Genomic DNA, 25,576 nt, shown 5'->3' on the forward strand with positions numbered 1-25,576 from the left:
GCCAACGGAACGGAGCGAATCATGGCTTTGACCAGTAACACCCGGCGAATCGTCTTCATCGGGGCCGCGGGGGATATGTGCCGGGTGGCGATCGAACGCTTTGCCCGCGCAGCCACCGACGGCCAGGACTGGAAGTTGGAGTTGTACGACATCGCGCCACAGGCGCTCGACGCGCTCGTCGCGAAACTCCCACCCGGATCGGCGACCGTCGGCTCGTTCGACCTGTTCGACACCTCGGCCCTGCGTAATGCGATCGAGGGTGCGTCGCTGGTCGTCCTGGGCGCCGGACCGTACAACCGCACCGCCGAACCCGTCATGCAGGCCTGCCTCGAACTGCGGGTGCCCTACCTCGACCTGGACGACGACGAGGCCAGCACCCGCGCCGCTCTCGCGCTCGACGCCAGGGCACGCGAGGCCGGCGTTCCGATCTTCATCGGCTGCGGGGCATCTCCCGGGTTCACCAACGTGATGGCCGCCGACGCCGCCCGCGACATGGACACCGTCGAGCGCATCGACGTCTGCTGGGCAACCGGTGACGAGGGCCCGGTCCCGTTCGGTCGCGCCGTCCTCGACCACGCGATCCGCGGCTTCGCCGGCCCCTGCCACACCTGGGAGAACGGTCGGTCCGTCGTCCACCAGACGTTCATCGAAAACGACGTCTTCGATCTGGGCAACTCCTTCGGCGACGGCTACCGCCTCTACGAGTGCGCGCACCCCGAATCGGTCACCATGCCGCGCCGCTGGCCGGGCGCCGACCGGATCCGGGTGCTGGGCGCGCTCGATCCACCGCCCATCAACGGCATCATGCGCGGAATCGCGGTCGCCGTCGAGGACGGTCGGCTCCCGATGGACGACGCCATCGACTTCGTCAACGCCATCGCCACCGACAAGACCGGGGCGCTCAGGGTGTGGCGGTATGCGCTCGCCGGGCTGTGGGGCAGCGTCCGCCGCCGCGAGATGACCGTGTCCGGAGTGCTCAAGTTCCTCGCGACGGCAGCACGCGGCAAACACCCGGATTACCGCGGCATCAACTACGTCCGGGTCACCGGTAGCCGGGACGGTGAGAAGGTCGTATCCATCCGGCGTCTGCCGGTGAGCGGACCGGGCACCGCCATCGACTCGATGGCGGCCGGCACCGGGTCGGCCACCGCGGCGTTCATGATCCTGGCGATCGCGGATCTCGACGGCGCCGCCGGTGTCCTGTCACCCGAGGACTGGGCGAACCCCGAACAGTTTTACGCCGCCCTCGCCCGCACCGCCGGCGCGCCGCTGCACGAGGTGGTCGAAGCCGTGATCACCCCGAGCACCGCGGTCACGGCACGTCGCGCACCCGTCGACGCACGGTAGGGCCGAGCCATGGACCTGTTGTCGCGGACGGGGTGGGCCGAGCTGGACACCGTCGGCGAACCCGCCCTCGCCGACGACATCACCTGCGACGTCGTCGTCATCGGTGGCGGGGGCGGGGGCATGTCGGCGGCCCTGCGACTCGCCGAATCCGGCGCGGATGTCGTCCTGCTCGAAGCGCAGACGTGCGGCTGGGGTGCCACGTCCCGCAACGCGGGGTACGTGACGAACTCGGTGGCCGCCGATCCCGGACTGCTGGCCATGACGAACTCCCGAAATCGGTTGCGCGCCTTGTTCGTCTACGCCGAACACGCCGCCGAATTCGTCGAGCGGGTCATCGGCGAGCGTGCCATCGATTGCGAATACCGACGGGAAGGGATCGTGATGGCGGCCGTCACGAGGGGACAGCTTCGCAAGGCTCGCCGCAACGCACGGATCATGTCGCGTGCCGGGTCGTCGGCCGAGTTCGTCGACGGCCGCGAGGCGGGCCTGCCCGACGGCTTCCTCGGCGGCATACGTGAAGGTGTCGGCGGCACACTCAACCCCGGCAAATATGTCCGTGGCCTCCGCGCCGCTGTGCTCGCCTCGGGCACAAGGGTTTTCGAGCACACACGAGTGCATGACGTCACCGGCGGCCCGCGCGGGGTACTCGTCGAAACCCAACACGGCCGGGTCCGCGCTGACCGTGCGCTGCTCACCACCAACGCCTACGGGCGCGACCTGCCGATCACCCCGAAGCGACTCGTGTCGCCGGTGTGGACGTCGCTGGTGGAGACCGAGCCGATCGCCCCCGAACGGCTCGACGCCCTCGGCTGGACAAGCCGCGCACCCGTGGTCACCGCGCACCTGATCATGGAGAACTACCGGGTGACGCCGCGGGGCACCATCGTGTTCGGCACCCGCAAACTGGAAACCACCCGCGGCCCACTCGAGGCCCGCACCCCGTCGAAAGACGTCGCCGCCGACCTGCTGCGCGGTTTCCGGCAACGCTTTCCGACTCTCACCGACGTGCAGCCCCGACGGGCGTGGGGCGGCTGGATCGGCATGAGTTCCACCTGGCTGCCGCTCGCCGGACAGGCATCGCCGCGCGTGCTGTATTCACTCGCGTGCAACGGCCACGGTTTCGCCCAAGCGCAGTACGTCGGGCACATGCTCGCCGGTCACGTCGTGGGCGAACCGATGGCCGACGACCTGGCCACCATCTGGCATCGGGGCGGCATGTTCTGGCCCGGCATGGTCAATTCCACGGCACTGAAGGCCATCTGGCTCGCCGACCGCGCCGCCGACCACCTGGCGGCCCGCGGGAAACGATCGTCTCTGCGCGGTCACTTCGCCCAACCGACCGCCTGAGGTCACCACCTAAGGAGAAATCATGTCCATCCGAGAATTGCTCTTCGCGGTAGCAGACATCTGGATGATCGCCGTCGGATTCACCTACGGCGTCAAGTTCATCCGGAACCACCAGAACTATCTACTCGGTATCGAATGGCTCATCATGGGGACCTCGGGAACCAACTTCTTGATCTACGGCCTCGTCCACGCCGGACACGACAGCCCGATGTACCACATCGCGTACTTCCTGGACGCGTTCTCCCGCTCCATCGGCTTCACGCTGATCTTGGTACTCGGCTTGATGAAGGTCACCCACCGGTACAAGCCGTCCGCAGCGGTGGACGTCGGCGCGTTCGCCCTGGCAGCCGTTTTCGGTTTCGTCCTCTCCAGCTTCGCCGAGGAAATCGGTGTGTCAGGCAAGATCTTCTACGTCGTGGCCTTCGTGCTCACGGCGGGATTCCTGATCTACTTCGTGCTGCGCCTGTGGGACATCGGCGAACGGGGCCACGCGGTGTGGGTCGCCATTGCCACCGCCTGCAACCTCGTCATCGCCGGAATCTACGACTTCGTCCACATCCCGGGCGACGACTCGGAGCACACGATCTTCTACATCTTGGCGCTGTCCGCCTGGGGCCTGATGATGTTCGTGATCTACCGCGCCTACCGCGCATTCGACACGCACAACATCCGTGCCGACGCCCATAGCGTCGGCGACACGTCCGTCACGCAGACCCGCACTTGATCAATCCAGAAAGGGTTCTGACATGAGCGGACGTGATCTCACCGGCCGAACCGCCGTCGTCACCGGCGCCTCACGAGGCATCGGACTGGCTGCGGCACAAGCGATTGCGGCGGCCGGAGGCAACGTCATACTGACGTCGCGCAAACAGGAATCTGCGGCCGCCGCGGCGGAACAGGTGTATGGCAACGCGATTGGCGTCGCCGCGCATGCCGTCGACGAAGAAGCTGCCCAACGCTGCATCGACATCGCGCTCGAAAAGTTCGGCAGCCTTGACATCCTCGTCAACAATGCCGGCACCAACCCGTCCTACGGCCCGGTCATCAATCAGGACCATGCCCGCTTCACCAAGACGTTCGACGTGAACCTATGGGCACCGATCCTATGGACGTCGCTGGCGGCGCGCGCCTGGATGGGCGAGCACGGCGGCGTCGTCATCAACATGGCATCCATTGGCGGGATGGGATTCGAGGCGAACCTCGGGCTGTACAACGCCTCGAAGGCCGCGCTTATCCACCTCACCAAACAGATGGCGCTCGAGCTCTCCCCGAAGGTCCGGGTCAACGCCATCGCACCCGGCGTCATCCGGACCAAGCTGGCCGAGGCGTTGTGGAAAGAACATGAGGGCCAGTTGAATTCGGCCACCGCGCTGGGGCGGATCGGGGAGCCCGAGGACGTCGGTTCGGTCATTGCGTTCCTGGCCTCCGATGCGGCGAGCTGGGTGACCGGAGAGACGTTCGTGCTTGACGGCGGACAGCGCCTCGGTGATGCTGGGCCCTTCCACAGGTCGGCATAGAGTTGGCGGGCAGCCCTTTCTCAACAGATGTCAGAGGTGTTCTCATGTCCTTGTTCGATATTTCCGAACGCGCCCAGCGGTACCAGATCGATCTGCTCGAGTTCATGGATTCCCACGTCTACCCGGCCGAGGCGGTGTACGACGAGCAGATGCGGGAAGCGGGCGACCCGCACTTCCACCCGCCGATCTTGGAAGAGCTGAAGGCAGAGGCGCGAAAGCGTGGGCTGTGGAACCTCTTTCACCCCCACCCCGAGTGGGGTCCCGGATTGACCAACCTGGAATACGCACCGCTGGCTGAGATCATGGGCCGCAGCCACATCGCGTCCGAAGCCTGCAACTGCAGTGCCCCGGATACCGGCAACATGGAAGTGCTCACGCTGTTCGGTAGCGACGAGCACAAGGAGCGCTACCTCAAGCCGCTGCTGGACGGCAAGATTCGGTCCGCCTTCGCGATGACCGAGCCCGCGGTGGCGAGCTCGGATGCGACGAACGTCGAGATGTCGATGATCCGCGACGGTGACGACTATGTGCTCAACGGACGAAAGTGGTTCGCTTCCAACGGAATGCACCGAAACTGCAAGGTGCTGATCGTGATGGGCAAGACGGATCCCACCGCGGCTCCGCACCGCCAGCAGTCGATGATGGTCGTGCCTATCGACGCTCCCGGTGTCACGGTGCGGCGCAACCTGCCGGTCTTCGGTTACCAAGACCGAGAAGGGCACGCCGAGATCGACTTCGAGGACGTCCGGGTACCGGCGAAGGACGTGCTGAAGGGCGAGGGAGAGGGCTTCGCGATCAGCCAGGCCCGGCTGGGCCCCGGCCGCATCCATCACTGCATGCGCGCGATCGGCATGGCCGAGCGTGCATTGGAGCTGCTGTGCAAACGAGCCCAGTCGCGCATCACCTTTGGCAAGCCGATCAGCGACAACGCCAACATTCGTGACTGGATCGCAGAGGCCCGCATCGATATCGAGATGATCCGCCTCCTCACGTTGAAAGCGGCCTATTTAATGGACACCGTCGGAAACAAAGAGGCGCGCACCGAGATTGCGGCAATCAAGGTGGCCGCGCCCAACATTGCGCTGAAGATCGTCGACCGGGCCATTCAGGTGCACGGCGGCGGCGGGGTCACCGATGACTTTCCGCTAGCCATGGCGTGGGCCCACTTGCGGACGCTGCGCTTGGCCGACGGCCCCGATGAGGTACATAAGCGCGCCATCGCCAGTCAAGAATTGCGCAAGTATCGCGCAGGCGCGTCATGACCGAGGTGCAGCAAGTGGTCGGCCTCGACCCTGACGCCGTGGGGCGGTGGCTGACGAAACTGGGCATCCAGTTCGAGGCGCCGCTGGCCTTCCGGCGGATCGGCCTCGGGCAATCCAATCTGACCTACCGCGTCACCGATGCCGCGGAACATGCCTGGGTATTGCGTCGCCCGCCGCTCGGTCATCTCCTGGCCTCGGCACACGACGTGCTGCGGGAGGCGCGGATTATCGCCGCGCTCGAGAACACCGACGTGCCGGTACCTCGAATCCTCGGTACCACAATGGATTCGGAGTTTTCGGAAGTGCCGCTGGTATTGATGGAATTCGTCGACGGCCTGGTGATCGACACCATGGCCGTCGCGAATGCCTTGACCCCGCAGCAGCGCCGCCGGATCGCCCTCGACCTACCGCGCACCCTGGCCAAGATTCATGCCGTCGACCTCGCGGAGGTGGGGCTCGATGACTTGGCCAGCCACAAGCCCTACGCCCAGCGCCAGCTCAAGCGGTGGGCCGGACAGTGGGAAATGTCCAAGACGCGTGAGCTACCCGAACTGGACGACCTCACCCGTCGCCTGGCCGCCGCCGCCCCGGAACAGCACGAAATCAGCTTGGTGCATGGGGATTTTCATTTGCGCAACCTGATCACCTCGCCCGAGTCCGGGGAGGTGGTGGCGACGCTGGATTGGGAGCTGTCGACGCTGGGCGATCCGCTCGCGGACATGGGCAGTCTGCTCACCTATTGGTCGGAGCCCGGCGAGACGACGAGCGGTGATTTCGCACCGTCGACCCTGGAAGGATTTCCGGACCGCGCGGAAATGACTCGGCTCTACGTAGACGCGACCGGCCGTGATCCGGCCGCTTTGCAGTACTGGCATGTGCTAGGCCTGTGGAAGCTGGCGATCATCGCCGAAGGTGTCATGCGCCGGGCGATGGACGAGCCGCAAAACAAGGCTGCGGCAGGCACTCCCACCGTCGCTCGGATCAATGCCGTGGTGGACAAGGCCACCGAAATTGCCGACGCCGCAGCGATCGGTACCCGTTAAGTCGGCTCAGAGACCAAGGTCGGCCGCACTTGGCGCCGGTCGGCTTTGACCGGCTGCGAGGCTTTGGGTTCGACCACACCGAGAATCCGGACCTTTCCACCCGTAGCGACGTGCTGTCGCTCCCAGTCGCTGATCGCCTGATGCGCGGCATGGTCGAGGTAGTTGACCGACAGCTCGACCGTGACCGTCGCGCGCTGCGGCACAGAGGCCAGCACCCGGGTCAGCCGAGGCAGTGCAAGGAAGGTGCAGGCCCCTTCAACGACCACATGCCACTCGGCGCCAATTTGCTCGGCGTGCACCCTGGCCCGCACCACCCGCCATCCGGTCATCGCGATGGCGAGGGCGAGCCCGATCATGACGCCGTGCAGGAGATTGAGGAAGATGACGCACACCACGGTCACCAGGTATACGGCGAGATCGCCACTGCGCAAAGCGGTTTCGATGTGTGCGGGCTTCAGCAGCTCGATTCCGATGACGATCAGCAGTCCGGCGAGCGCGGCGGTGGGAATCCGCTCGACCAAACCCGCGAACGGCAGGGCAAAGACCAGCACCCAGAAACCGTGCATGATCGTCGACGCCCTGGTTTTGGCGCCGGCATTGATGTTGGCCGAGCTGCGGACGATCACGCCGGCGATGGCCAGACCGCCGATAGCGCCCGACACCATGTTCGAGGCGCCTTGTCCAATCAGCTCACGGTTCAAGTCGGTGCGCGGTCCGTTGTGCATCCTGTCGGTCGCGACCGCGGTCAGCAGGCTCTGCACGCTGCAGATCAGCGTGACGGTGATGACGCCGATGGCGATAGCTCCCCAGTTTCCATGCGGCATCGTCGGCAGCTGTATCGCCTGCAGGATGGACCCGTCCAGCTTGATGCGCGACACATTGAAGGGGAACGCTACCGAAACGAGCGTGACGACGACGATGGCCACCAACGGACCCGGAATGCCGGCAAGCCTCCGGGGCGCCTTGCGCCAGGCGACCATGATGGCGATCACCAGCAGACCCAGGACGAGGCCGGGCCGGTGGGCGCTGAGAACTTGCCCCGGCAGACCGGTCACGTTTTCCCAAGCAGTGCTTCGCGACTCGCCGCCGAGCAGCACATGGGTTTGTTGCAGGGCGATCGTAATTCCGATGCCGGCCAGCATCGCATGGACGACGACCGGTGAGATCGCCAGTGCGGCTCGTGCAACACGGCTGAGACCAAGGAGGATCTGCACGACTCCCGCCAGCATGGTGATGAAACAGGTTATTTCCCAGCCGAACTCGGCGATGAGATCGGCGACGACGACGGTGAGCCCGGCTGCGGGGCCACTGACCTGCAATGGTGATCCGCCGATGGCTCCCCCGACGATTCCCCCGACGATCGCGGCGATCAGGCCGGCCAGCACCGGCGCGTTGGAGGCGATGGCGATGCCCAGTGACAGCGGCAGCGCGACCAGGAAGACCACCAGCGATGCGGGTAGGTCGTGGCGGATCACCGAACGCAGGCGGTCTTTTCGCGACACACCTACGTCTCCGACGTTCTGGTTGCGCGCCTCATCGGCGTGCTGCATGGGTCGCTCCCTCGTTGAGTCTCAGGGGACGTATCTCGGTGTAACCTATTGGCGCACTGGCGTTTACCTGCCGCGCGAACTTCGTTGTTCGGCTGAAAGGCGCCTCGCCCCTTCATCCGAAGGTATGGGCGTCGCACAGCCCGGTCAACTTGACGGGCGGGGTGCATAGCGAATGCAAATCTTTATCGCGCTGCGATCGCGCGGGTCCGTCAGAATGGCCTGACGCTGTAGTCGCCGCCGATGGCCATGCCGTGACCGGTCCTGTCGCTGGTGAAGGTGACGCCGTCGCTGGTCGGCGATATCGTCCAGCCCCGCAGATGGTAAGTCTGGTCAGCGGCCAGGACGACGTCGGGCTGTCCGGGGGGTGCCAGGCCGAGGTTCGCAGTCCGCCAGCTGAATTGACCCGACTCGTTGACTATGGCCTGATTCTGGTGCAACACCAGCGGATCCCCGTTCCATCCTGGATACGGCGGGGGATTCATCGGTGCCTGCGGGAACCCGCTCGTCTGGCACACCACGGTCGGACCTGCTGCGTCACCGTCATCCGAGCTGACCGCGCAACGCATCGCCGGCGACGGCGTTCGCACGTTGGTTACCTGGCCCGCAGCGGGATCAGCGTGCACCATCGGTACGGAAACCGCGGCAGCACAGGCGATTACAGCAGCGGAGAATGACGTTATGTTCATGGCTATTCCTGCCTTCCGGCCGGCCGGCCGCAACAAGGAATGTGTCGCCATGATACGTCTTCTGGCCTACCGCACGACCTGACGGTGGCCCGCATCCAATCGACGGGTCCAGCCGCGGGCGTCGAGGTGTTCCAACAACGGGATCGCGACCCGCCGCGTGGTGGAAAGCGCCTGCCGCGCTTGACTCGTCGTGAACGGCTGCTCGAGGCGCGCCAGTTCCCGCATCGCCAGCGCAGGCGCGGTGGGCAACAGCACGACGCCGTCACGCAGCCGTAGCAGCCGACCGGCACGCTCGGCCGCAGCCAATTCCCGCACGCCAAGGTGCAGTGCGGACAGCTCGTAGGCCTCCGGCGCGCGGAAGGGCTCGGCCCGTAGCCGGGTTTCCAACTCGCTCACCGCCGCTTCCGCGTGGCCGAGCTCATCACGAACGCCCGGGATCCGGATGTGACCGCCATCCTGCGCGAGTCCCGCGTCCCGAATGACGGAATCGAGCAGCGACTCGTCGGGCAGGGCAAGCGCGCCACGCGCCGCACCGCGAGACAGCCCGTCAGCCAAGGGATCTCGCGCGTGCACCTCATCCACCGCTGCCCGAAGTCGCTGCTGCCACGCCTCATATGTCGGCTCATGCACCCACCAGCCGCCCAGCACCCGCACCTCGGCCGGCACCGACTCCGTCGACAGCCCCAGGCGGCAGAGATGGCTTTCGGTCACCGCTCCCCGGCGGGCCACCTCGGTCGCGACGTTGCCGTCGACGTCCATGTCGGCCAGTGCAGCAGCCCGGCGCCGGCTGTCACCGCGCCGACGCAACATGGGCGGATCGGCATCGAGCACCTGTGCACCGCCGAGCACTCCAGCGCTGCCGGGCACGCGCCACACCAGCCGGTCTCCGAGCGCCAATGGCAGCCGCCGATGGACCGTCAGCCGCCCGTGATCGTCGTCGAACGGTCGCAGCCGCGCGGGCACGGCAGCCGTTCCGACGTGCACCATGAGTCGCGTCGGGACCTCGGTCAAAGGGCGGCCGGTAGTGCGACGCACATCGAGGGTGCAGGTGCTCGGCCAGGCGTCCGGAGTGACCAGGGCGTCCCCGCGGTGGACCACATCACGCGGCACACCGCGCAGGTTCAGCGCCACCCGAGCCACCGGACCGATGGTGGCGTAGGACTCGCCGCAGCTCTGCAGACCACGGATTGTCACCGATCGCACGCCCTCGGGGCCGAAGACGTCCAGCCGGTCACCGCGGGCGACGGTCCCGGCCGCGAGCGTTCCCGTCACCACGGTGCCCGCGCCGATGATGGTGAACGAACGATCCACCCACAGCCGTAACCGTGACGTGCCGTCGGATGCGGGCACCCGGGCAAGGACGTCGTCGATGACGGCGCGTAATTCGGTCAGGCCGGTGCCGTCGACCGCGGAAACGATCACCCCGGGCGCGTCCCGCAGACCGGTCTCGGCCAGCTCCGCGCGCGCCTGCGCAAGGACCTGTATCCCGCGCTCCGGCGCCCGGTCGGCGCGGGTGATCACGATCAGGCCATGACGAATTCCCAACGCCGCGAGCGCATCTCGATGGTCACTGGACTGCGCCCGCCAGCCCTCGTCGGCGGCGACGACGAAGCAGACCACCGCGGCCGGACCAAGGCCGGCCAGCGTGTTGCCCAGAAAGCGTTGGTGGCCGGGCACGTCGACGAACGCGACCGAGCGGCCCGACGGCAGGTTCATCCAGGCGAAGCCGAGGTCGATGGTCAGCCCGCGGCGGCGCTCTTCCTCCCAGCGGTCGGGCTCCATACCGGTGAGGGCGCGGATGAGCGTGCTCTTGCCGTGGTCGACGTGGCCCGCGGTCGCGATGACGTGTCTGCTCAGGGGTCTGCGCCCAACGCTTTGCGCACGGCGGCCAGCAGCCGATCGTCGTCGGACTCGGGTACGCAGCGCAGGTCCAGCAGACAGGCGCCGTCATGCACCCGCGGCAGCACTGCGGGTTCACCGGCGCGCAGCACGGCGGCCGCGGACTCCGGCAGCCGAACCGCCCAGCCAGGCAACGGAACACCCGGCGCTCCCCCGCCACCGACCCGCCCGTCGTGCGTGACGACGGGCGCGCCGACCGCGACAGCGAGTCGCTCGGCCCGCGCCCGCAGCCGGTCCGGGTCGGCGTGCAGGTACTGGGTCACCGGCGATGTTCCGGACCGGACGGTCGCCTCCAGCGCGGCGAGGGTGAGCTTGTCGGCGCGCACCGCGCGCGCCAAGGGATGCCGTGCCATCCGGGCCACCACCTCCGCGCGGCCGAGCACCACGCCGGCCTGCGGGCCGCCGAGCAGTTTGTCGCCGCTGGCGATGACGACGTCGGCGCCGTCGGACAGCACGCTGGCGGCGTCGGGCTCGTCCGGCAGCAGCGGGTCGGGCGCCAGCAGCCCGCTGCCGATGTCGGCGACCAGGGGCACGTCCCGCTCCGCGGTCAACGCCCGAAGCTCCGGCAGAGTGACGGAAGCCGTGAATCCCGCTATTCGGAAGTTGCTCTGGTGCACCTTGAGCACGCATCCGGTCTGCGGGCCGATCGCCTCTGCATAGTCCTTCAGATGCGTGCGATTGGTGGTGCCCACTTCGCGCAGTCGGGCGCCGGTAGAGGCGATCAGGTCGGGCAGCCGAAATCCGGCGCCGATTTCGATCAGCTCGCCGCGGCTTACCACGACCTCACTTCCGGCCGATAGCGCAGTGGTCGCCAGCACCAGCGCCGCGGCGCCGTTGTTGACCACCAGCACGTCCTCGGCCGGCGGACATGCGCTGAGCAGCGCATCGCGCGCCGCGAGCCCCCGCTTGGATCGGGTGCCGGTGGCGAGGTCGAGTTCGACATCGACGTAGCCGCTCGCCTCGACCAGCGCTTCGACCGCGCTCCTGGCCAGCGGCGCGCGGCCCAGGTTGGTGTGCACGACGACGCCGGTGGCGTTGAGAACAGGCTTCAGCGACGTGGTGGTGCGCGCGGCCAACGACGCCACCACGCCGTCTTGCACCTGATCGGGCGGCAGGTCCCCGCGGCGGGCCTGTTCCTGGACGTCGCGCACCACCGCTCTGACGACCTGTTCGCCCAACCGGGACCGGGCGCGCTGCACCGCCGGTAGCGCGAGCAGCTGATCCGTGCGGGGAATCAGGCGGCGCGGGTCCAGGTCCGTCACTTTCCTCCTCGTCGCCCTAGGCGGAGTCGCGGAGACGGACGGGAATCGAACCCGCCAGACCGAGCTGCTCGATCTCACCGGTTTTGAAGACCGGGGGGCCCACCAGGAACCCAAACGCCTCCACCGGTAAACCTAACTTCCAGCACCGCGAAAGTGCGATTGGCGACGCATCGGCCGAGTGACGGCGTCGGCAGTTGCAGTTTCGCGGACACGTACGCTCGGCCCATGGCCCAGACGCGGCTCACCGAGTACGCGCACGGCGGCGGGTGCGCGTGCAAGATCCCGCCCGGTGAACTCGAGGAGGCAGTACAAAGCCTGGTCGGGCAGCCGGGCGAGAACGTCCTCGTCGGGCTCGACGACGGCGACGACGCGGCCGCGGTTCTGGTCGGCGAGCTGGCGGTGCTGTCCACGGCGGACTTCTTCACCCCAGTGGTCGACGATGCCTACGACTGGGGCCGCATCGCCGCGGCGAATGCGCTTTCCGACATCTACGCGATGGGCGGACGACCGGTGGTCGCGATCAACCTCGTCGGCTGGCCCCGTGACCGGCTGCCGCTGGAGCTGATGACGGAGGTGCTGCGCGGCGGCCTGGCGGTGGCGTCGGAGGCCGGTTGTCCGGTGATCGGCGGCCACTCCATCGACGACCCGGAACCCAAGTACGGCATGGCCGTAACCGGAGTTGCCGATCCCGACCGGCTGCTGCGCAACGATGCCGCCGAACCGGGTCTGCCGCTCACGCTCACCAAGCCATTGGGTGTCGGATTGCTCAACAACCGGCACAAGCAGACCGGCGAGGTCTTCACGGAAGCGATAGCGACCATGACCCAGCTCAACCGCGAGGCCGCGGCGGCTGCGGTGGCCGCCGGCGTGCGCGCGGCCACCGACGTGACGGGGTTCGGGCTGCTGGGACATCTGCACAAGATGTGCCGAGCGTCCAAGGTCGGCGCTGTCGTCGAGTGCGCGGCGGTGCCGGTGCTCGACGCCGCGCGAGAGGCGCTGCGCGACGGGTTCGTCTCCGGCGGCACTCGCCGCAATCTCGACTGGGTGCGGCCGCATCTGCGGCACGACGTCACCGAGGAGGACCTGCTGCTGCTGGCCGACGCGCAGACTTCTGGGGGCCTGCTGGTGGTCGGCGAACTGCCGGGCTATCCCGTCATCGGGCACACTGTGGCCGGCGAGGGCATCGAGATCCGCCGCTAAGCCGTCGTGATCGAGTCGCCGGTGATGCCCGCTGCCCGGCGCGCGGCCAGCCGGCGCTTCTGCGGCTCGATCGTGTAACGAGGATCGCGGGCGGACTCCAGCCCCGCCTCGAAAACACCGAACCGGGTGAGCGCCGACGCGGTCATCAACGCCAGACCAGACGCCACCGCGACGCCACGATGCCGGCCTCCGAGCAGTGTCCCCAATCCGCCCGCGATGACCAGCCGCTCGCTCCACCGCAGCATCCGGCCCGGCCCGCCATGATGCAGCGGCTCCGCGGCCACCGGATCCATCCGGCGTTCCAGGACCTTCGTAGCAATCAGGTCGCCGACCACTCCGAGCACGGCAAGGCTTCGCGCCGGTCCGGCCTCGGCGACGGGCGTGGTGATCATCGCCAGACCCGACGCGGCGAGGCTGGCCGAGCTGACGAAGACGAACGGCAGGTCCTCGTGGGCGGCATTCCACGTCGGGGTCGCGGTGTCGCCGAGCAGCACCGCGGTGTAAACCGCGAGCGGCGCCGCGAACAGCCCGGCTTCCAAACCGGCGGGCGCTTCCACCGTCCGCAGCACGGGGCGCAACGGACCCAACGGAATTCGCTCGCCCGTCAGCCGGTCGACCTCGGCCGCGGCGGCAACACCGATGCCCGCGCTGAAGGCGCTGAGAATCCACGAGCCGAGACTCATTGGCGAGGTGAGCTTGATGGTCCGCATCATGTTGACGAACCGCTCCGGCCGTCCCAGATCCTTGATCAGCGCGGCCGCGCTGAGTATCACGGCCACCAGCGCGGAGAGCCGCGTGTTGCGACGCAGCGTCGGTCGCCCGGTGAGCTGAGCCCCGGCGGCGAGCAGACCCGACCCACCTGCCACGCCGCCGAGGAAGAGGTATGCCCCGACCTCGTGGCCCCATGGTGGCGGCTTGACCACCGGACGTCCGTAGTAGCTGGTGAACTCTGCCTCGGGGACCATCATGGTCTCGTCGCGGCGTGTCTTCCCCCGCTTACGACGACCGCCGCCGGCTTGCGGCGGCCTTAGGCTGTCGTACTCCGACGTGCTCACCGACGCCTCCAGAACGCCAGCGCAGCCGCCGCGACCATGCCCGCCCCCGCCAGGCCGGCCCGTTTGAACATCTGCATCAGGTCGGCCGTCGGGACACGTGGGTCAGGCGGCAGGCCGTAGACCTCCGGCTCGTCCAGCAACAGGAAGATCGACCCGGTGCCGCCGACACCGTCGTGCTCGTTGGCGCCGTAAAGCCGCGCCTCGGTAAGCCCTTGCGCATGCAATTCGGCGACACGTTCACGGGCCTGCGCCACCAGCTCGTCGTGGTTGCCGAACTTGATCGACGTGGTGGGACAGGTCTTGGCGCAGGCCGGTGTCTGGTCTTCGACGAGCCGGTCATAACAGAGCGTGCATTTCTGGGCGACGCCGGTGACGAACTTTTCGGCCGGCCGATCCGATCGCTGGGCCGGGGTTGTGTACGTCCCGTCGCTGCGGCGTTCGACCACGCCGAACGGACAACCCGCCACGCAGGTGCCGCACCCGTTGCAAACGTCGTCTTGCACGACGACGGTGCCGAACTCGGTGCGGAACAGCGCGCCCGTCGGGCAGACGTCCAGACAGCCGGCGTGGGTGCAGTGCTTGCACACGTCGGAGGCCATCAGCCAACGGAACTCCGGAGTGTCGGGCGGGGTGATGTCTGGCGGGCCCGGGACCTTTGGCATACCGAGGTTCACCAGCGCCCGCCCGGATTCGCGCGCCTGCTCGATGCGGTCGCGGCCCTGCTCGATGAACGCCACGTGCCGCCACGTGCTGGCACCCAAGTGACCGGTGTTGTCATAGGACGAGCCCAGCAATTCGAGGTCGCCGTCGAGCGGGTTGCGGTTCCACTCCTTGCACGCGACTTCGCACGCCTTGCAGCCGATACAGATCGACGTGTCGGTGAAAAAACCCTTGCGCGGCTTGGCATCTGGCCACCGCGCATCAGCGGTGGGATCGGTCGGTCCAGCCAGCTGGCCCATCAGCCCTCCCGTTCCGGGTCGGTGATCCGCACGTTCCCCGTCTCGACGGTCGCACCCGCCCGCGACTGATACTCCTCGACCAGCCGCAGCAGCGCCTCGCCCTGCGGCCGACGGCCCGGACGGATGTCGCACGAGCCGGCCTTGGACTCCTGGATCTGCACGTTCGGGTCCAGGGTGACGCCGAGCAGGTCATTGGCCGCGTCACCACTGACCATCGCGTCGCCGCCGACACCCCAGTGATAGGGCAGCCCGATCTGGTGTACGGTGCGCCCGCCGATCACCAGCGGTGTAACCCGTTCGGTGACAAGCACTTTGGCCTCGATAGCGGCCCGTGGCGAAATGATGGTGGCCCAGCCGTAAGGTTCCAGCCCTCGCTCAGCGGCCAGCTCCGGGGAGACCTCACAGAACATCTCGGGCTGCAACTCGGACAGATACGGCAGCCAGCGACTCATCCCGCCTGCGGTGTGATGCTCGGTGAGCCGGTAGGTGGTGAACACGTACGGGTACACCTCGGCGCCCGGCTCATCGGCACTCGGCGCGCTCAGATTGTCCTTGCGCGGGAACATGATTCGCGACGGGTTCTGCTGTTGCGGGTACAACGCGTTGGCGACCGGCGACTCCTGCGGTTCGTAATGCGTGGGCAGCGGGCCGTCGACCATGCCTTTGGGGGCGAACAACCAGCCCTTGCCGTCGCCCTGCATGATGAACGGGTCGTCGCCGGCCAGGGCGTCCGGCCCGCCGACGTCCGGGTCGGGCCGGACATGCGGGGCGCGGTCCACCGGAAAGTCGGGCACGTCGTCACCGACCCACCGGCCCTGCTGCTCGTCCCACCAGATGCACTTCTTGCGTTCGCTCCACGGCTTGCCGTCGGGGTCGGCCGACGCCCGGTTGTAGAGGATGCGACGGTCGGCCGGCCACGCCCAGCCCCACTCCGACTGACTCGGACTCGGCCCGCCGTGGGGCACCCGGCGGGCGGCCTGGTTGATGCCGTCGGCGTACACCCCGGAGTAGATCCAGCAGCCGCATGACGTGGAACCGTCGGCGCGCAGTTCGGTGTAGCCGGGCACGGTCTGCCCGGCTTTCGGCCCGGTCAGGTAGTAGCCGTTGATCTCTGCCACTATCGCTTCGGGGTTTGGCTCGCCGTGCTCGTCGACGGGATAGTCCCAGGTCAGGTCCAGTAGCGGGCGGTCGCGCTCGTCGGTCGAACCGGCCAGCCGCGCGCGGATTCGCTTACCCAGCTCGACGAAGAACTGCAGTTCGCTCTGACAGTCGCCGGGCGGCTCGACCGCCTTGTGTCGCCACTGCACCAGCCGTTGCGTCTGGGTGAACGACCCGGCTTTCTCTACGTGGGTGGCCGCCGGGAAGAAGAACACCTCGGTCTCGATGTCCTCGGTGCGCAGCTCACCGGACGCGATCTCCGGACCGTCCTTCCACCAGGTGGCCGACTCGATGAGGTTGAGGTCGCGCACCACCAACCATTTCAAATGCGACATGCCCAGTCGCTGCATGCGGCCGTGCGCCGATCCGACGGCCGGGTTCTGACCCAGCAGGAAGTAGCCGTCGACGTCGTCTTCCAGCATCGACATCACCGTCTGGTACGTGCCGTGCGGACCGTCGATCCGCGGCAGGTAATCGAAGGCCCAGTCGTTGTCTTCCCGTGCGGCATCGCCCCACCAGGCTTTGAGCAGGCTGACGGTATACGCGTCGGCGTTGGCCCAGAAGCCCTTTTGGTTCTTCGGCCCGACGGCCTCGACGTACTCGCGCAAGGTGTCGTGGACGCCGGCACTGGGCATCGGCAGGTAGCCGGGCAGCAGGTTGAACAGCGTCGGGATGTCGGTTGAGCCCTGGATTGTGGCGTGGCCGCGCAGCGCCATGATGCCGCTGCCCGGGCGCCCGACGTTGCCCAGCAAGAGCTGCAAAATCGTTGCGGTGCGGATGAATTGGGCACCAAGCGTATGTTGGGTCCAGCCGACGGCATAGGCGAAGCAGGTGGTGCGGTCGCGACCGGAGTTCTCGACGATGGCGCGGGCCAGGTATTCGAAGTCACGGATGCTGATGCCGCAGACGTCACGCACCATCTCGGGTGTGTAACGGGCGTAGTGCCGCTTGAGGATTTGGAACGCGGTCTGCGGATCCTGCAGTGTCTCGTCGCGCAGCACCCGGGCATGCGGCAGCGGTGGGCCACCGCTGCCGTGCAGATCGCCCGCGGCACGGCCCGAGGCGCTGGCGCCGTGTTCGTGGTCGGCGTCCTGCTCTGCGTCCCGTTCTGCGTAAGCCCACGTCGACGGGTCGTACTGTCCGGTCTCCGGATCGAAGCCGGAGAACAGCCCGCCCAAATCCTCGGCGTCCCGGTAGTTTTCGTTGATCAACGTCGCCGCGTTGGTGTAGGCCAGCACGTATTCCCTGAACCACAGGTCATGGGTGAGCACGTGGTTGATGAGCGCGCCCAGGAGTACCACGTCGGATCCCGCGCGAATCGGAATGTGCTTGTCGCACACCGCCGAAGTACGGGTGAACCGCGGGTCGACGTGAATCACCTTGGCGCCCTTGGCTCGCGCCTCCTCGACCCACTGGAAGCCGACCGGATGGCACTCGGCCATGTTGGAGCCCTGGATGACGATGCAGTCCGAGTTGGCCATGTCTTGCAGTGATTGGGTGGCGCCGCCGCGCCCGAAGGAGGTTCCCAGACCGGGAACCGTGGCGGAGTGTCAAATACGGGCTTGGTTCTCGATTTGGATGGCGCCCGCGGCGGTGAAGAGTTTTTTGATGACGTAGTTCTCTTCGTTGTCCAGCGTCGCACCGCCCAGCGCGGCGATCTTCATGGTGCGCCGCAGCGGATGGCCCTTCTTGTCGATGTCCTGCCAGGCATGGCGGCGGGCTTCGACGAAGCGGTCGGCCACCATGTCGATCGCGGTGTCGAGGTCCAGTGATTGCCATTCGGTGGACCGGGGGGCGCGGTAGAGCATCTTGATTTGCCGCCCCGGCGAGTTGACCAGCTGCTCGCTGGCCGAGCCCTTGGGGCACAGTCGGCCGCGGGATATCGGCGAATCGGGATCTCCCTCGATCTGGACGACCCTCTCATCCTTGACATAGACCCGCTGCCCGCAACCGACCGCGCAGTACGGGCAGATGCTTTGCACCACGCGATCGGCCGTCGACGTGCGTGGGGCAATGGCACGAGTCTGCTTGGAGGTGACGGCCGGTCCGCGGCCGAGCACGTCCCCTGAGCGCATTTGACGGATGACGGGCCATTCCAGGAAAAGTCGCGGGATTGCCATGGCACGAGCCTAGTGGTGATCGCAAGCGCGGCACAGCCGCGCGCCGCGGGTCGCCACCATGGGGTCTAGTGGTGATCGCAAGCGCGGCACAGCCGCGCGCCGCGGGTCGCCACCAGGAGGCCTAGTGGTGATCGCGCGCTGAGGCGTTGGAGTTAGGCACGGTTATTCGGGCGGCGTTTGATGCGCGACTCTGCAACAGTGGCGCCGAGCCTGCGAACGCGGCTGACAAATTGCCGGCAGGCCCGCCGTGGACGCAGGCTGGACGCCGGATTCGGCGACCGACCGGTTTGCGCTTCCGTAGGTGAGTGAGTACTCTCTCACCACATGGCCCCGTCAGGACGTGACCGGCTGCTGGCTGCAGCGCTCAAGCTTTTCGCCGCGAAGGGCTATGCGGCGGCGTCGGTGGCTGACATCCAGCGGGCGTCCGGCCTGGCTCCGGGATCGGGTGCGCTGTACAAGCACTTCTCCTCCAAGCGCGAATTGCTAGAGGCCGCAGTCGAGTACCGGATCGACAGCATCGTCTCGGCGCGCGAGCAGTACGACGCCGAGGAACCGGCCGGCGTCGAACAAGCGGTGCGCACGGCGGGCCGGCTGATCTGGAGCAACTTGAAACAAAGCGAGGATCTGCTGAAGGTCATGCTGCGCGAGCCGGACGAACTCGGCGACCTGGACGAGAAGACGTGGCAGGTCATCACCGACAACGCTTATCAGCGCTTCGCCGACGAATTGATCAAGTCCAATCGGGCCGGCCGCACCCGGATCCCCGACCCCGAGGCGACCGCCGCGGTCGCAATCGGGTCGCTGTCCTACGCCGCCACGCTGCAGGCGCTAACTGGCCGCTCGCCGGGCAATATCGACGACGATCGCTACTTCGAGGCCTGGGTCAACCAGACCATCAGCGTGCTGAGCCGTTACACCGTTAGAAACCAACCTATTTCAGGAGCAGAACTGTGACTTTCTCGCTACAACTGAGCGACGACGTGATCGAGGTCCGCGATTGGGTGCACCAGTTCGCCGCCGAAGTCGTCCGCCCCGCGGCGGCCGAATGGGACGAACGAGAAGAGACCCCCTGGCCCGTCATTCAGGAGGCCTCGAAGGTCGGCCTCTACTCGCCCGACTTCTTCGCGCAGCAAGCCGCCGAGGAGACCGGGCTGGGCATGCTGGTGGCATTCGAAGAGATGTTCTGGGGTGATGCCGGTATCGCGCTGTCCATCATGGGCACCGGCTTGGCCGCAGCGGCACTGGCGGGCAACGGAACTCCCGAACAGCTGGGTCGCTGGCTGCCCGAAATGTTCGGCACTGCAGGCGAACCCAAGCTCGGCGCGTTCTGCTCGTCCGAGCCCGACGCCGGTTCGGACGTCGGCGGCATCCGCACCCGCGCACGCTACGACGAGGCGTCCCGCGAGTGGGTGCTCAACGGCACCAAGACATGGGCGACCAACGGCGGTATTGCCAACGTGCACATCGTGGTGGCCTCGGTGTATCCAGAACTGGGCACCCGCGGCCAGGCGTCGTTCGTCATCGGGCCGGATACCAAAGGGCTGGCTCAAGGGCAGAAATTCAAGAAGCACGGGATCCGCGCGTCGCACACCGCCGAGGTGGTGCTCGACAACGTCCGGGTACCCGAAGACGCCATCCTCGGCGGCCGCGAGAAGTTCGAAGCGCGTATCGCTCGGGTCAAGTCCGGCGCCTCGGCGGGCGGGCAGGCCGCGATGAAGACCTTCGAGCGCACCCGGCCGACCGTCGGAGCAATGGCCGTCGGCGTAGCGCGGGCCGCATACGAGTACGCCCTCGAATACGCCTGCCAGCGTGAGCAATTCGGTCGCAAGATCGGTGAATTCCAGGCGGTCGCGTTCAAGTTGGCGGACATGAAGAGCCGCATTGACGCGGCGCGGTTGCTGGTCTGGCGCGCCGGCTGGATGGCGCGCAACAACCAGAACTTCGAATCCGCGGAGGGCTCGATGGCCAAGCTGGCGGCGAGCGAGACAGCGGTCTATGTCACCGACGAGGCCATCCAGATCCTCGGCGGCAACGGTTACACCAGGGATTACCCGGTGGAGCGGATGCACCGCGACGCAAAGATCTTCACGATCTTCGAGGGCACTAGCGAGATTCAGCGGCTGGTGATTTCGCGTGCGCTGACCGGGCTGCCGATCCGGTAGCTACGCGCCGCGAACAACCTATCGGACGGCCAGCTGCAACCGGTCCAAGCGTCTGACCAGGATGCTGGGTAACCACTGGCCAACTTCAGTCGGCTCGATCCAACGAGTGGATTTCAACAGCATTTCCAACACGATCCGCGCCTCTAACCGCGCCAACGCTGCTCCCACACAGAAGTGCACGCCCTTGCCGAAGGCTAAATGGCCTTTGGCGCTGGTCCGGTCGAGGCGGAAGTCGTTTGGCGCCTCGAAGTGCGCCGGATCGCGGTTGGCCGCGCCCCACATCAGCAGCAGGTGGGAATTGGCGGGCAGTTCGACCCCGGCCAGCGTTGTGTCGCGCCACACGTGGCGGTAATGCCCACGAAACGGCGGCTCAAAGCGCAGCGTCTCCTCGATGAAGGCTCCCAACATTTCCGGGTGTTCGCGGATTTGGGCTTGTATCTCAGGACGATCCGCGAGGATCCAGGCCGCGCTACCCAACAGCGACGCGGTCGATTCTCCTGCCGCGCTGAACAAGGTGAGCATGATCCCAAGAGCCGGGAGCTGCTCCAGATCACCCGATGCGTAGCGCGCTGCCAGATCAGCAATCAGTCCGTTTTCGGCACCAGCGCTTGCCTTTTCGAAATGCTCCATGACATATGCCGATAGCTCGATCGCGGCCATTCCGACCGCTTCGAGCTGTTCGGGGGTGACTATTCCGTCGAGCAACGTAGTCGTGGCGTAGCCGAGCCGAATCAGTCTGTCGACATCATCGTGCGGTAGACCCAGCAACTTGGCCACGACCATCATCGGAAGCCGGTTTGCCATGGCACTCATCCACTCGAGCTGAGCATCATGCAGATTCTCTTGCCACAAGCGTTCGGCGGTCTGGGCGGCGAATTCCTCGATGATCCGCACCCGCTTAGCCGACAAGTGCGGTAACAGAATCTTGCGGTGGACGGCGTGCACCGGATCATCCGCAGTCGCCAGAACTTGAGCGGGACCGCCGAGGGGTCCCATGTCGAAAGCGGTGACGCTGCCGTCAGGGCGGAAGACCATGGTCGCGGTGAGGTTCGACGAAAAGTCATCGACGCGTTCGACGGCCTCCAGCACCGCATCCCAACCGCACACCGCGTAAAACACTGAATCGCCAACGCGTTGCACCGGCGATTCCGAGCGCATGCGGTCATAGAGCGGGTATGGATCCTGAATCGCGTCGAGGCTGAAGAGCTGGATCGGGTCGTCTAGGACCGTCATACGTCCCACGCTGGGGCCGATCACGGGCTGCGTCAACGACATCCGGCAAAGTTGAGAGACACCGCGAACCGCACGCAGCATTGGCCGAAACTGCCCACCCCCCACACCAGCGGATTAGCGTGAGAAAGAATTGTCCTTATGTCTCAGGATGAGAGAAAAATTTCAGCGCCACCGTCGGCATGAAGGAGACTGTGATGCCACGCAATGACTGGTTGGTGGGACAGGACCGCCGAGACGCGGCCGCAGAGCGCATCTACGCCGCGGCTGCCGATCTCATCTCTCGGCGGGGGTATGAGGGGTTCACCATCGAGGCCTTGGCGGCCGAGGTGCACTGCTCCCCCGCGACGATCTACCGTCATGCCGGCGGCAAGGCCGCGATCCGCGATGCCGTCGTCGCGATCCAATCGGTTCGCATCGTGGAAACGGCTCGCGAGGCGATCAAGGACCTCACAGGTCCGGATCGAGTAGTCACTGCCACCATCGTGGCTCTGCAGAGTTTGCAGGCTGATCCCCTCGCCCAGCTCATGCGCTCAATGCACACGACTCCCGTGAGCGACTGGATTACCACTTCGCGCATCGTTACCGGCTTTGCCGCCGAGATGCTCGGTCAGGACGACCCCGACCCTCTCGCCGCACAGTGGCTCATCCGCGTCTTCCTGGCACTGTGGTGCTGGCCCGTCAAAGACCGAGCCATGGAACGCACCATGCTGCAACGATTCCTGGTACTGGGATAAGCCTGCCCATTGACAGCTTTACGTTACATGATGTAACGATATTGCCATGCCTGCGCCCGCTTCGGTCCGCCGCGGTCGTCCGCGCGACCCCCGCACGGAGCGCGACATCATGGGCGCCACCCGCCGGCTGCTTGCCCGCGACGGCTACGACCAGGTGACCATCGACGCGATCGCCCGCGAGGCAGGGGTGAGCCGGCCTACCGTCTACCGTCGCTGGCCGTCCAAGGCGCACGTGGTTTTCGATGCGGCATTCGGTCAGCCACCGAATGCCGCGCTGGTCGAAAACTCTCAGAACTTCGAAGCCGATCTTCTGGTGTTTGTCCGCGGGGTGCTGCGGTTCTGGCGCGAACCCGTGGTCGAGGCCGCCGCGCTCGGCATTCTCGCCGAACGCCACCGCGACCGGGAACTGCATATCCGCACCCAGCAACTGCTCGACGAGCGCATGCTCACCGAATTCGGGGCGCTGGTGCGCAGCGGCGTCGACCAAGGTCTGGTGCGCCCCGACGTGGACGTCGACATGCTGTACCAGGTCCTCGTCGGCACCGCCTTCTATGCCGCGCAAGTCCAGCAACACGAGGATGTCGACGTCCTTGCGGAACGCTTGTGCGCCTTGGTGATTCGAGGCGCAGGGAAACGAGAGTGAGAAATAGATGACAACCGAATTATCCGAAGCCTTTAACGGCCTGCTGGACGAGGTACGCGCCATCGAGCAGAAGCTACTCGCCGCCGACCCGCCGTTGGATGAGCCCGACGTCCTCGACGGCTACCGCCTGGCGTTCAGCGTGTTGCGCGTCGCCGTCGACACCTACGTCTGGGGCGACAAAGACAACCCCATCCTGGTCGACGTGATTGGCCCGTACCTGAAATGGGGAGGGGACAACTCGGATGCCTTCTATCAAGTCGCTCCCGTCGACCCCAACCGCACCTACCGGGTGACCGGAAACCGCGGCGACGCCGTCTACCTGTCGCTGACGGTCTACGGCGGACCCGACGACGGCCGCTACAGCAACCGGATCGTCGGCACGATCAACGACCGCGACCTCGAGTTCGACGACGACGGCAACTTCGAGTTCACGCTCAGCCCCGAACCGCATCCCGGAACCTGGCTCAAACTCGACCCCGACGCCGTACACGCGCTGACCCGTGACTATCTCACCGAGCCGGCCACCGGACGCCGCACACAATGGAAGATCGAGGCGGTCGACCCGCCTGCGCGCAAGATGGACAGTCCCGACGACCTGGCTCGGCGGTTCCGCGCCGCACGCACCTGGCTGCGCGAGCAGATGTCGTTCCTGCCGACCCGAGTCCAGCCGGCCAACCAGATTGCCGAGCCCTTCCCGGTTCCGCAGCACGCCTACGGTTGGTCGGCGGCCGACGCCGCCTACGCCATGGGTGCCTACGACCTGAAGCCGGAGCAGGCCCTGGTGATCGACGGCACGTCGCCGGAATGCGTGTTCTGGAACCTGTGTCTGTGGAACCCCTTCCTGCACACCTACGACTACACGTACGAACGCGTCACGATCAACGGGGCGCATGTGGAGTACGAGTCAGACGGGTCGTGGCGAATTGTGGTCAGCGACAAGGACCCGGGGCACCCCAACTGGGTGTCCACCGCAGGGCGGGCCCGCGGACTGATCTGGTTGCGCTGGTTCCTGCCCGAAGACACACCGGCGCGGCCCACCTGCCGGGTCGTCGACCTGGCGGACGTCAGGTCATGATCGATCGCCCCGCCCCGATCAGGCTGGCGGATCTGGCCGATCCCGTCTATCCGGCTGCGGCGCAACCGATCCGGGACGGCCTGGCGGCATACGGCGCGACCCTGCGGCTGCAACCCGAGGAGATCCTTGCCGCGGCCGAACAACGTACCGGCCTGAACAACTGGGGCGATCCGGCATTTCGGGAACGGCTTGACGTGTTGTGCACCGCGCTGCGCGACGAGGCGGGGTTGTCCGACACCGGCGTCGCAGTGGCCTATGAGCAGGTGGTGCAGAACCTGGTCAATCGGCTGCGGCTGGAGGCGCTGATCGCCGAACACCCGGAGATCGAGAACCTCCCGGTCGAACGACCGATCATCATCTGCGGACTGCCACGCACCGGCACCACGCACCTGCACAACATGCTGGCCGCCGACCCGTCGCTGCGGCATCTGCCCTACTGGGAGAGCCTGGAACCGTTCCCGTCGCCCGACGAGGCTGACGACGAGCAGCCGCGCCGGGACCGGTGCGCGACGGCACTGGAACTGACCAACATGTCGATGCCGGAGTTCAAGCGCATGCATGACATGACGGTCGAGCATGCGCACGAAGAGATTCAGCTGTTTGCCAACGACATCTCGGGCATGCTGCTCGAAACCGTCTATCACATACCGAGTTTCGCCGCCCATTACAAGGCACATGACCAAGGGCCGAGCTATGCCTACCTCAAGCGCATGCTGCAAGCGATGCAATGGTTACGCGGTGGGACCCGTTGGGTGCTCAAGTCGCCGCAGCACCTGGAGCAGTTCCCGACTCTGCTGGCCACCTTCCCCGACGCGACATTCGTTCTCACACACCGCGATCCGGTGGAGGTGACGTTGTCGATGGCGACCATGATCTGCTATTCGTCGCGGATGGCGATGGCGCGGCCGGACCCGGTGAAGATCGCACGCTATTGGTTCGACCGAGCCGAGGACCTGTTGAACGCGTGCCTGCGCGACCGCGACGTGTTGCCGCCCGATCAGTCGATCGACGTCCGGTTCACCGACTTCATGGCCGACGAGGAAGGCACCATCGCGCGGATCTACCAGCTCGCCGGCCAGCCGTTCGACGACTCGGTGCGCAAGGCCATGGCCGAATTCCGCGCCGAGCACCCCCGTGGCCGCTACGGCGGAGTGCTCTATAACGCCGAGGACCTGGGGCTGGATCGTGACGAGATCGCCACCCGACTTGCCGCGTACCGCCGGCGATTCATCGACGACGCCGCATGAGACCGCTCGCCGAACCACGATATTCGATCGCGCTGCATTTTCGCCGCGCCAGGCGAGTGCCGCAGGTGTCTCAGTGA

21 protein-coding genes and 1 tRNA gene are annotated in these 25,576 nt (G+C 66.6%); 13 read left to right on the forward strand and 9 right to left on the reverse strand.

Going from position 1 to position 25,576, the window contains the following annotated elements:
• Window positions 1-21: 21 nt before the first annotated feature.
• From AC5Y2L_RS04265 to AC5Y2L_RS04290, 6 genes are read left to right on the forward strand one after another with little or no spacing between them, the layout of a single operon-like run.
• Window positions 22-1,347 (forward strand): saccharopine dehydrogenase family protein, encoded by a 1,326-nt coding sequence (locus AC5Y2L_RS04265; protein WP_499936466.1) that lies wholly within the window; start codon window positions 22-24, stop codon window positions 1,345-1,347.
• A gap of 9 nt (window positions 1,348-1,356) precedes the next feature.
• Entirely contained in the window at window positions 1,357-2,694 is a 1,338-nt protein-coding gene (locus tag AC5Y2L_RS04270; RefSeq protein ID WP_499936468.1) for an NAD(P)/FAD-dependent oxidoreductase, read from the forward strand.
• Between the two features lie 22 nt (window positions 2,695-2,716).
• A complete protein-coding gene (locus tag AC5Y2L_RS04275; RefSeq protein ID WP_499936469.1) occupies window positions 2,717-3,418 on the forward strand; it encodes a transporter in 702 nt (233 codons plus the stop codon).
• Window positions 3,419-3,440: 22 nt separating this feature from the next.
• On the forward strand, window positions 3,441-4,211 hold the full coding sequence (locus tag AC5Y2L_RS04280) for an SDR family oxidoreductase (protein ID WP_499936470.1): 771 nt from the start codon (window positions 3,441-3,443) through the stop codon (window positions 4,209-4,211).
• Between the two features lie 44 nt (window positions 4,212-4,255).
• Window positions 4,256-5,473: an acyl-CoA dehydrogenase family protein gene (locus tag AC5Y2L_RS04285; RefSeq protein ID WP_499936471.1), complete on the forward strand. Its 1,218-nt coding sequence runs from the start codon at window positions 4,256-4,258 to the stop codon at window positions 5,471-5,473.
• Entirely contained in the window at window positions 5,470-6,516 is a 1,047-nt protein-coding gene (locus tag AC5Y2L_RS04290) for a phosphotransferase family protein (protein WP_499936473.1), read from the forward strand. The genes AC5Y2L_RS04285 and AC5Y2L_RS04290 overlap by 4 nt, the downstream gene beginning before the upstream one ends.
• Here the strand turns inward: AC5Y2L_RS04290 and AC5Y2L_RS04295 are convergent.
• The 5 genes from AC5Y2L_RS04295 to AC5Y2L_RS04315 form a co-directional block, all read right to left on the reverse strand.
• A complete protein-coding gene (locus AC5Y2L_RS04295) occupies window positions 6,513-8,066 on the reverse strand; it encodes a SulP family inorganic anion transporter (protein WP_499936474.1) in 1,554 nt (517 codons plus the stop codon). The two genes, AC5Y2L_RS04290 and AC5Y2L_RS04295, sit on opposite strands and share 4 nt — an antisense overlap.
• Window positions 8,067-8,275: 209 nt before the next feature.
• Entirely contained in the window at window positions 8,276-8,752 is a 477-nt protein-coding gene (locus AC5Y2L_RS04300; protein WP_499936476.1) for a hypothetical protein, read from the reverse strand.
• 66 nt (window positions 8,753-8,818) lie between these two features.
• On the reverse strand, window positions 8,819-10,609 hold the full coding sequence (gene selB, locus AC5Y2L_RS04305; protein WP_499936566.1) for a selenocysteine-specific translation elongation factor: 1,791 nt from the start codon (window positions 10,607-10,609) through the stop codon (window positions 8,819-8,821).
• Window positions 10,606-11,913 (reverse strand): L-seryl-tRNA(Sec) selenium transferase, encoded by a 1,308-nt coding sequence (gene selA, locus AC5Y2L_RS04310; protein ID WP_499936478.1) that lies wholly within the window; start codon window positions 11,911-11,913, stop codon window positions 10,606-10,608. The genes selB and selA overlap by 4 nt, the downstream gene beginning before the upstream one ends.
• Before the next feature lie 29 nt (window positions 11,914-11,942).
• Window positions 11,943-12,035, reverse strand: a tRNA-Sec gene (locus AC5Y2L_RS04315).
• Window positions 12,036-12,138: 103 nt separating this feature from the next.
• Here AC5Y2L_RS04315 and selD point away from each other — a divergent pair.
• On the forward strand, window positions 12,139-13,113 hold the full coding sequence (selD, locus tag AC5Y2L_RS04320; RefSeq protein WP_499936479.1) for a selenide, water dikinase SelD: 975 nt from the start codon (window positions 12,139-12,141) through the stop codon (window positions 13,111-13,113).
• On the opposite strand, the gene nrfD is transcribed toward selD, so the two are convergent.
• From nrfD to fdh, 3 genes are read right to left on the reverse strand one after another with little or no spacing between them, the layout of a single operon-like run.
• Window positions 13,110-14,168, reverse strand: coding sequence for an NrfD/PsrC family molybdoenzyme membrane anchor subunit (gene nrfD / locus AC5Y2L_RS04325; RefSeq protein WP_499936481.1), 1,059 nt, complete (start codon window positions 14,166-14,168; stop codon window positions 13,110-13,112). The genes selD and nrfD overlap by 4 nt on opposite strands.
• A complete protein-coding gene (locus AC5Y2L_RS04330) occupies window positions 14,165-15,127 on the reverse strand; it encodes a 4Fe-4S dicluster domain-containing protein (protein ID WP_499936483.1) in 963 nt (320 codons plus the stop codon). Before AC5Y2L_RS04330 ends, nrfD begins: the two co-directional genes overlap by 4 nt.
• A complete protein-coding gene (gene fdh / locus AC5Y2L_RS04335) occupies window positions 15,127-18,405 on the reverse strand; it encodes a formate dehydrogenase (protein WP_499936485.1) in 3,279 nt (1,092 codons plus the stop codon). Before fdh ends, AC5Y2L_RS04330 begins: the two co-directional genes overlap by 1 nt.
• Window positions 18,406-18,729: 324 nt before the next feature.
• Between fdh and AC5Y2L_RS04340 the strand changes: the two genes are divergently transcribed.
• Both AC5Y2L_RS04340 and AC5Y2L_RS04345 read left to right on the forward strand, forming a co-directional pair.
• Complete coding sequence (locus AC5Y2L_RS04340) at window positions 18,730-19,359, forward strand: TetR/AcrR family transcriptional regulator (protein ID WP_499936486.1); 630 nt, start codon at window positions 18,730-18,732, stop codon at window positions 19,357-19,359.
• Window positions 19,356-20,567 (forward strand): acyl-CoA dehydrogenase family protein, encoded by a 1,212-nt coding sequence (locus tag AC5Y2L_RS04345; protein WP_499936488.1) that lies wholly within the window; start codon window positions 19,356-19,358, stop codon window positions 20,565-20,567. Before AC5Y2L_RS04340 ends, AC5Y2L_RS04345 begins: the two co-directional genes overlap by 4 nt.
• An 18-nt stretch (window positions 20,568-20,585) precedes the next feature.
• Here AC5Y2L_RS04345 and AC5Y2L_RS04350 read toward each other — a convergent pair whose 3' ends face one another.
• Window positions 20,586-21,800 (reverse strand): cytochrome P450, encoded by a 1,215-nt coding sequence (locus tag AC5Y2L_RS04350; RefSeq protein ID WP_499936489.1) that lies wholly within the window; start codon window positions 21,798-21,800, stop codon window positions 20,586-20,588.
• 194 nt (window positions 21,801-21,994) lie between these two features.
• Between AC5Y2L_RS04350 and AC5Y2L_RS04355 the strand changes: the two genes are divergently transcribed.
• Genes AC5Y2L_RS04355 through AC5Y2L_RS04370 form a run of 4 tightly spaced genes read left to right on the forward strand, consistent with a single transcriptional unit; the run spans window position 21,995 to window position 25,499 of the window.
• Window positions 21,995-22,534, forward strand: a complete 540-nt coding sequence (locus tag AC5Y2L_RS04355; RefSeq protein ID WP_499936490.1) for a TetR/AcrR family transcriptional regulator — start codon at window positions 21,995-21,997, stop codon at window positions 22,532-22,534.
• Between the two features lie 46 nt (window positions 22,535-22,580).
• Window positions 22,581-23,177: a TetR/AcrR family transcriptional regulator gene (locus AC5Y2L_RS04360; protein ID WP_499936492.1), complete on the forward strand. Its 597-nt coding sequence runs from the start codon at window positions 22,581-22,583 to the stop codon at window positions 23,175-23,177.
• Window positions 23,178-23,184: 7 nt separating this feature from the next.
• Window positions 23,185-24,252, forward strand: a complete 1,068-nt coding sequence (locus AC5Y2L_RS04365; RefSeq protein WP_499936494.1) for a DUF1214 domain-containing protein — start codon at window positions 23,185-23,187, stop codon at window positions 24,250-24,252.
• On the forward strand, window positions 24,249-25,499 hold the full coding sequence (locus AC5Y2L_RS04370; RefSeq protein WP_499936496.1) for a sulfotransferase family protein: 1,251 nt from the start codon (window positions 24,249-24,251) through the stop codon (window positions 25,497-25,499). Before AC5Y2L_RS04365 ends, AC5Y2L_RS04370 begins: the two co-directional genes overlap by 4 nt.
• The last annotated feature ends 77 nt before the right edge of the window (window positions 25,500-25,576 follow it).

It is taken from the genome of Mycobacterium sp. NGS66, assembly GCF_059812225.1.

Excerpts from the sequence above, each read along its gene's own strand:
- AC5Y2L_RS04265 (WP_499936466.1), top strand. The coding sequence starts at position 22 with ATGGCTTTGACCAGTAACACCCGGCGAATCGTCTTCATCGGGGCCGCG.
- AC5Y2L_RS04270 (WP_499936468.1), top strand. The coding sequence starts at position 1,357 with ATGGACCTGTTGTCGCGGACGGGGTGGGCCGAGCTGGACACCGTCGGC.
- AC5Y2L_RS04275 (WP_499936469.1), top strand. The coding sequence starts at position 2,717 with ATGTCCATCCGAGAATTGCTCTTCGCGGTAGCAGACATCTGGATGATC.
- AC5Y2L_RS04280 (WP_499936470.1), top strand. The coding sequence starts at position 3,441 with ATGAGCGGACGTGATCTCACCGGCCGAACCGCCGTCGTCACCGGCGCC.
- AC5Y2L_RS04285 (WP_499936471.1), top strand. The coding sequence starts at position 4,256 with ATGTCCTTGTTCGATATTTCCGAACGCGCCCAGCGGTACCAGATCGAT.
- AC5Y2L_RS04290 (WP_499936473.1), top strand. The coding sequence starts at position 5,470 with ATGACCGAGGTGCAGCAAGTGGTCGGCCTCGACCCTGACGCCGTGGGG.
- AC5Y2L_RS04295 (WP_499936474.1), bottom strand. The coding sequence starts at position 8,066 with ATGCAGCACGCCGATGAGGCGCGCAACCAGAACGTCGGAGACGTAGGT.
- AC5Y2L_RS04300 (WP_499936476.1), bottom strand. The coding sequence starts at position 8,752 with ATGAACATAACGTCATTCTCCGCTGCTGTAATCGCCTGTGCTGCCGCG.
- selD (WP_499936479.1), top strand. The coding sequence starts at position 12,139 with ATGGCCCAGACGCGGCTCACCGAGTACGCGCACGGCGGCGGGTGCGCG.
- AC5Y2L_RS04330 (WP_499936483.1), bottom strand. The coding sequence starts at position 15,127 with ATGGGCCAGCTGGCTGGACCGACCGATCCCACCGCTGATGCGCGGTGG.
- AC5Y2L_RS04340 (WP_499936486.1), top strand. The coding sequence starts at position 18,730 with ATGGCCCCGTCAGGACGTGACCGGCTGCTGGCTGCAGCGCTCAAGCTT.
- AC5Y2L_RS04350 (WP_499936489.1), bottom strand. The coding sequence starts at position 21,800 with ATGACGGTCCTAGACGACCCGATCCAGCTCTTCAGCCTCGACGCGATT.
- AC5Y2L_RS04355 (WP_499936490.1), top strand. The coding sequence starts at position 21,995 with ATGCCACGCAATGACTGGTTGGTGGGACAGGACCGCCGAGACGCGGCC.
- AC5Y2L_RS04360 (WP_499936492.1), top strand. The coding sequence starts at position 22,581 with ATGCCTGCGCCCGCTTCGGTCCGCCGCGGTCGTCCGCGCGACCCCCGC.
- AC5Y2L_RS04365 (WP_499936494.1), top strand. The coding sequence starts at position 23,185 with ATGACAACCGAATTATCCGAAGCCTTTAACGGCCTGCTGGACGAGGTA.
- AC5Y2L_RS04370 (WP_499936496.1), top strand. The coding sequence starts at position 24,249 with ATGATCGATCGCCCCGCCCCGATCAGGCTGGCGGATCTGGCCGATCCC.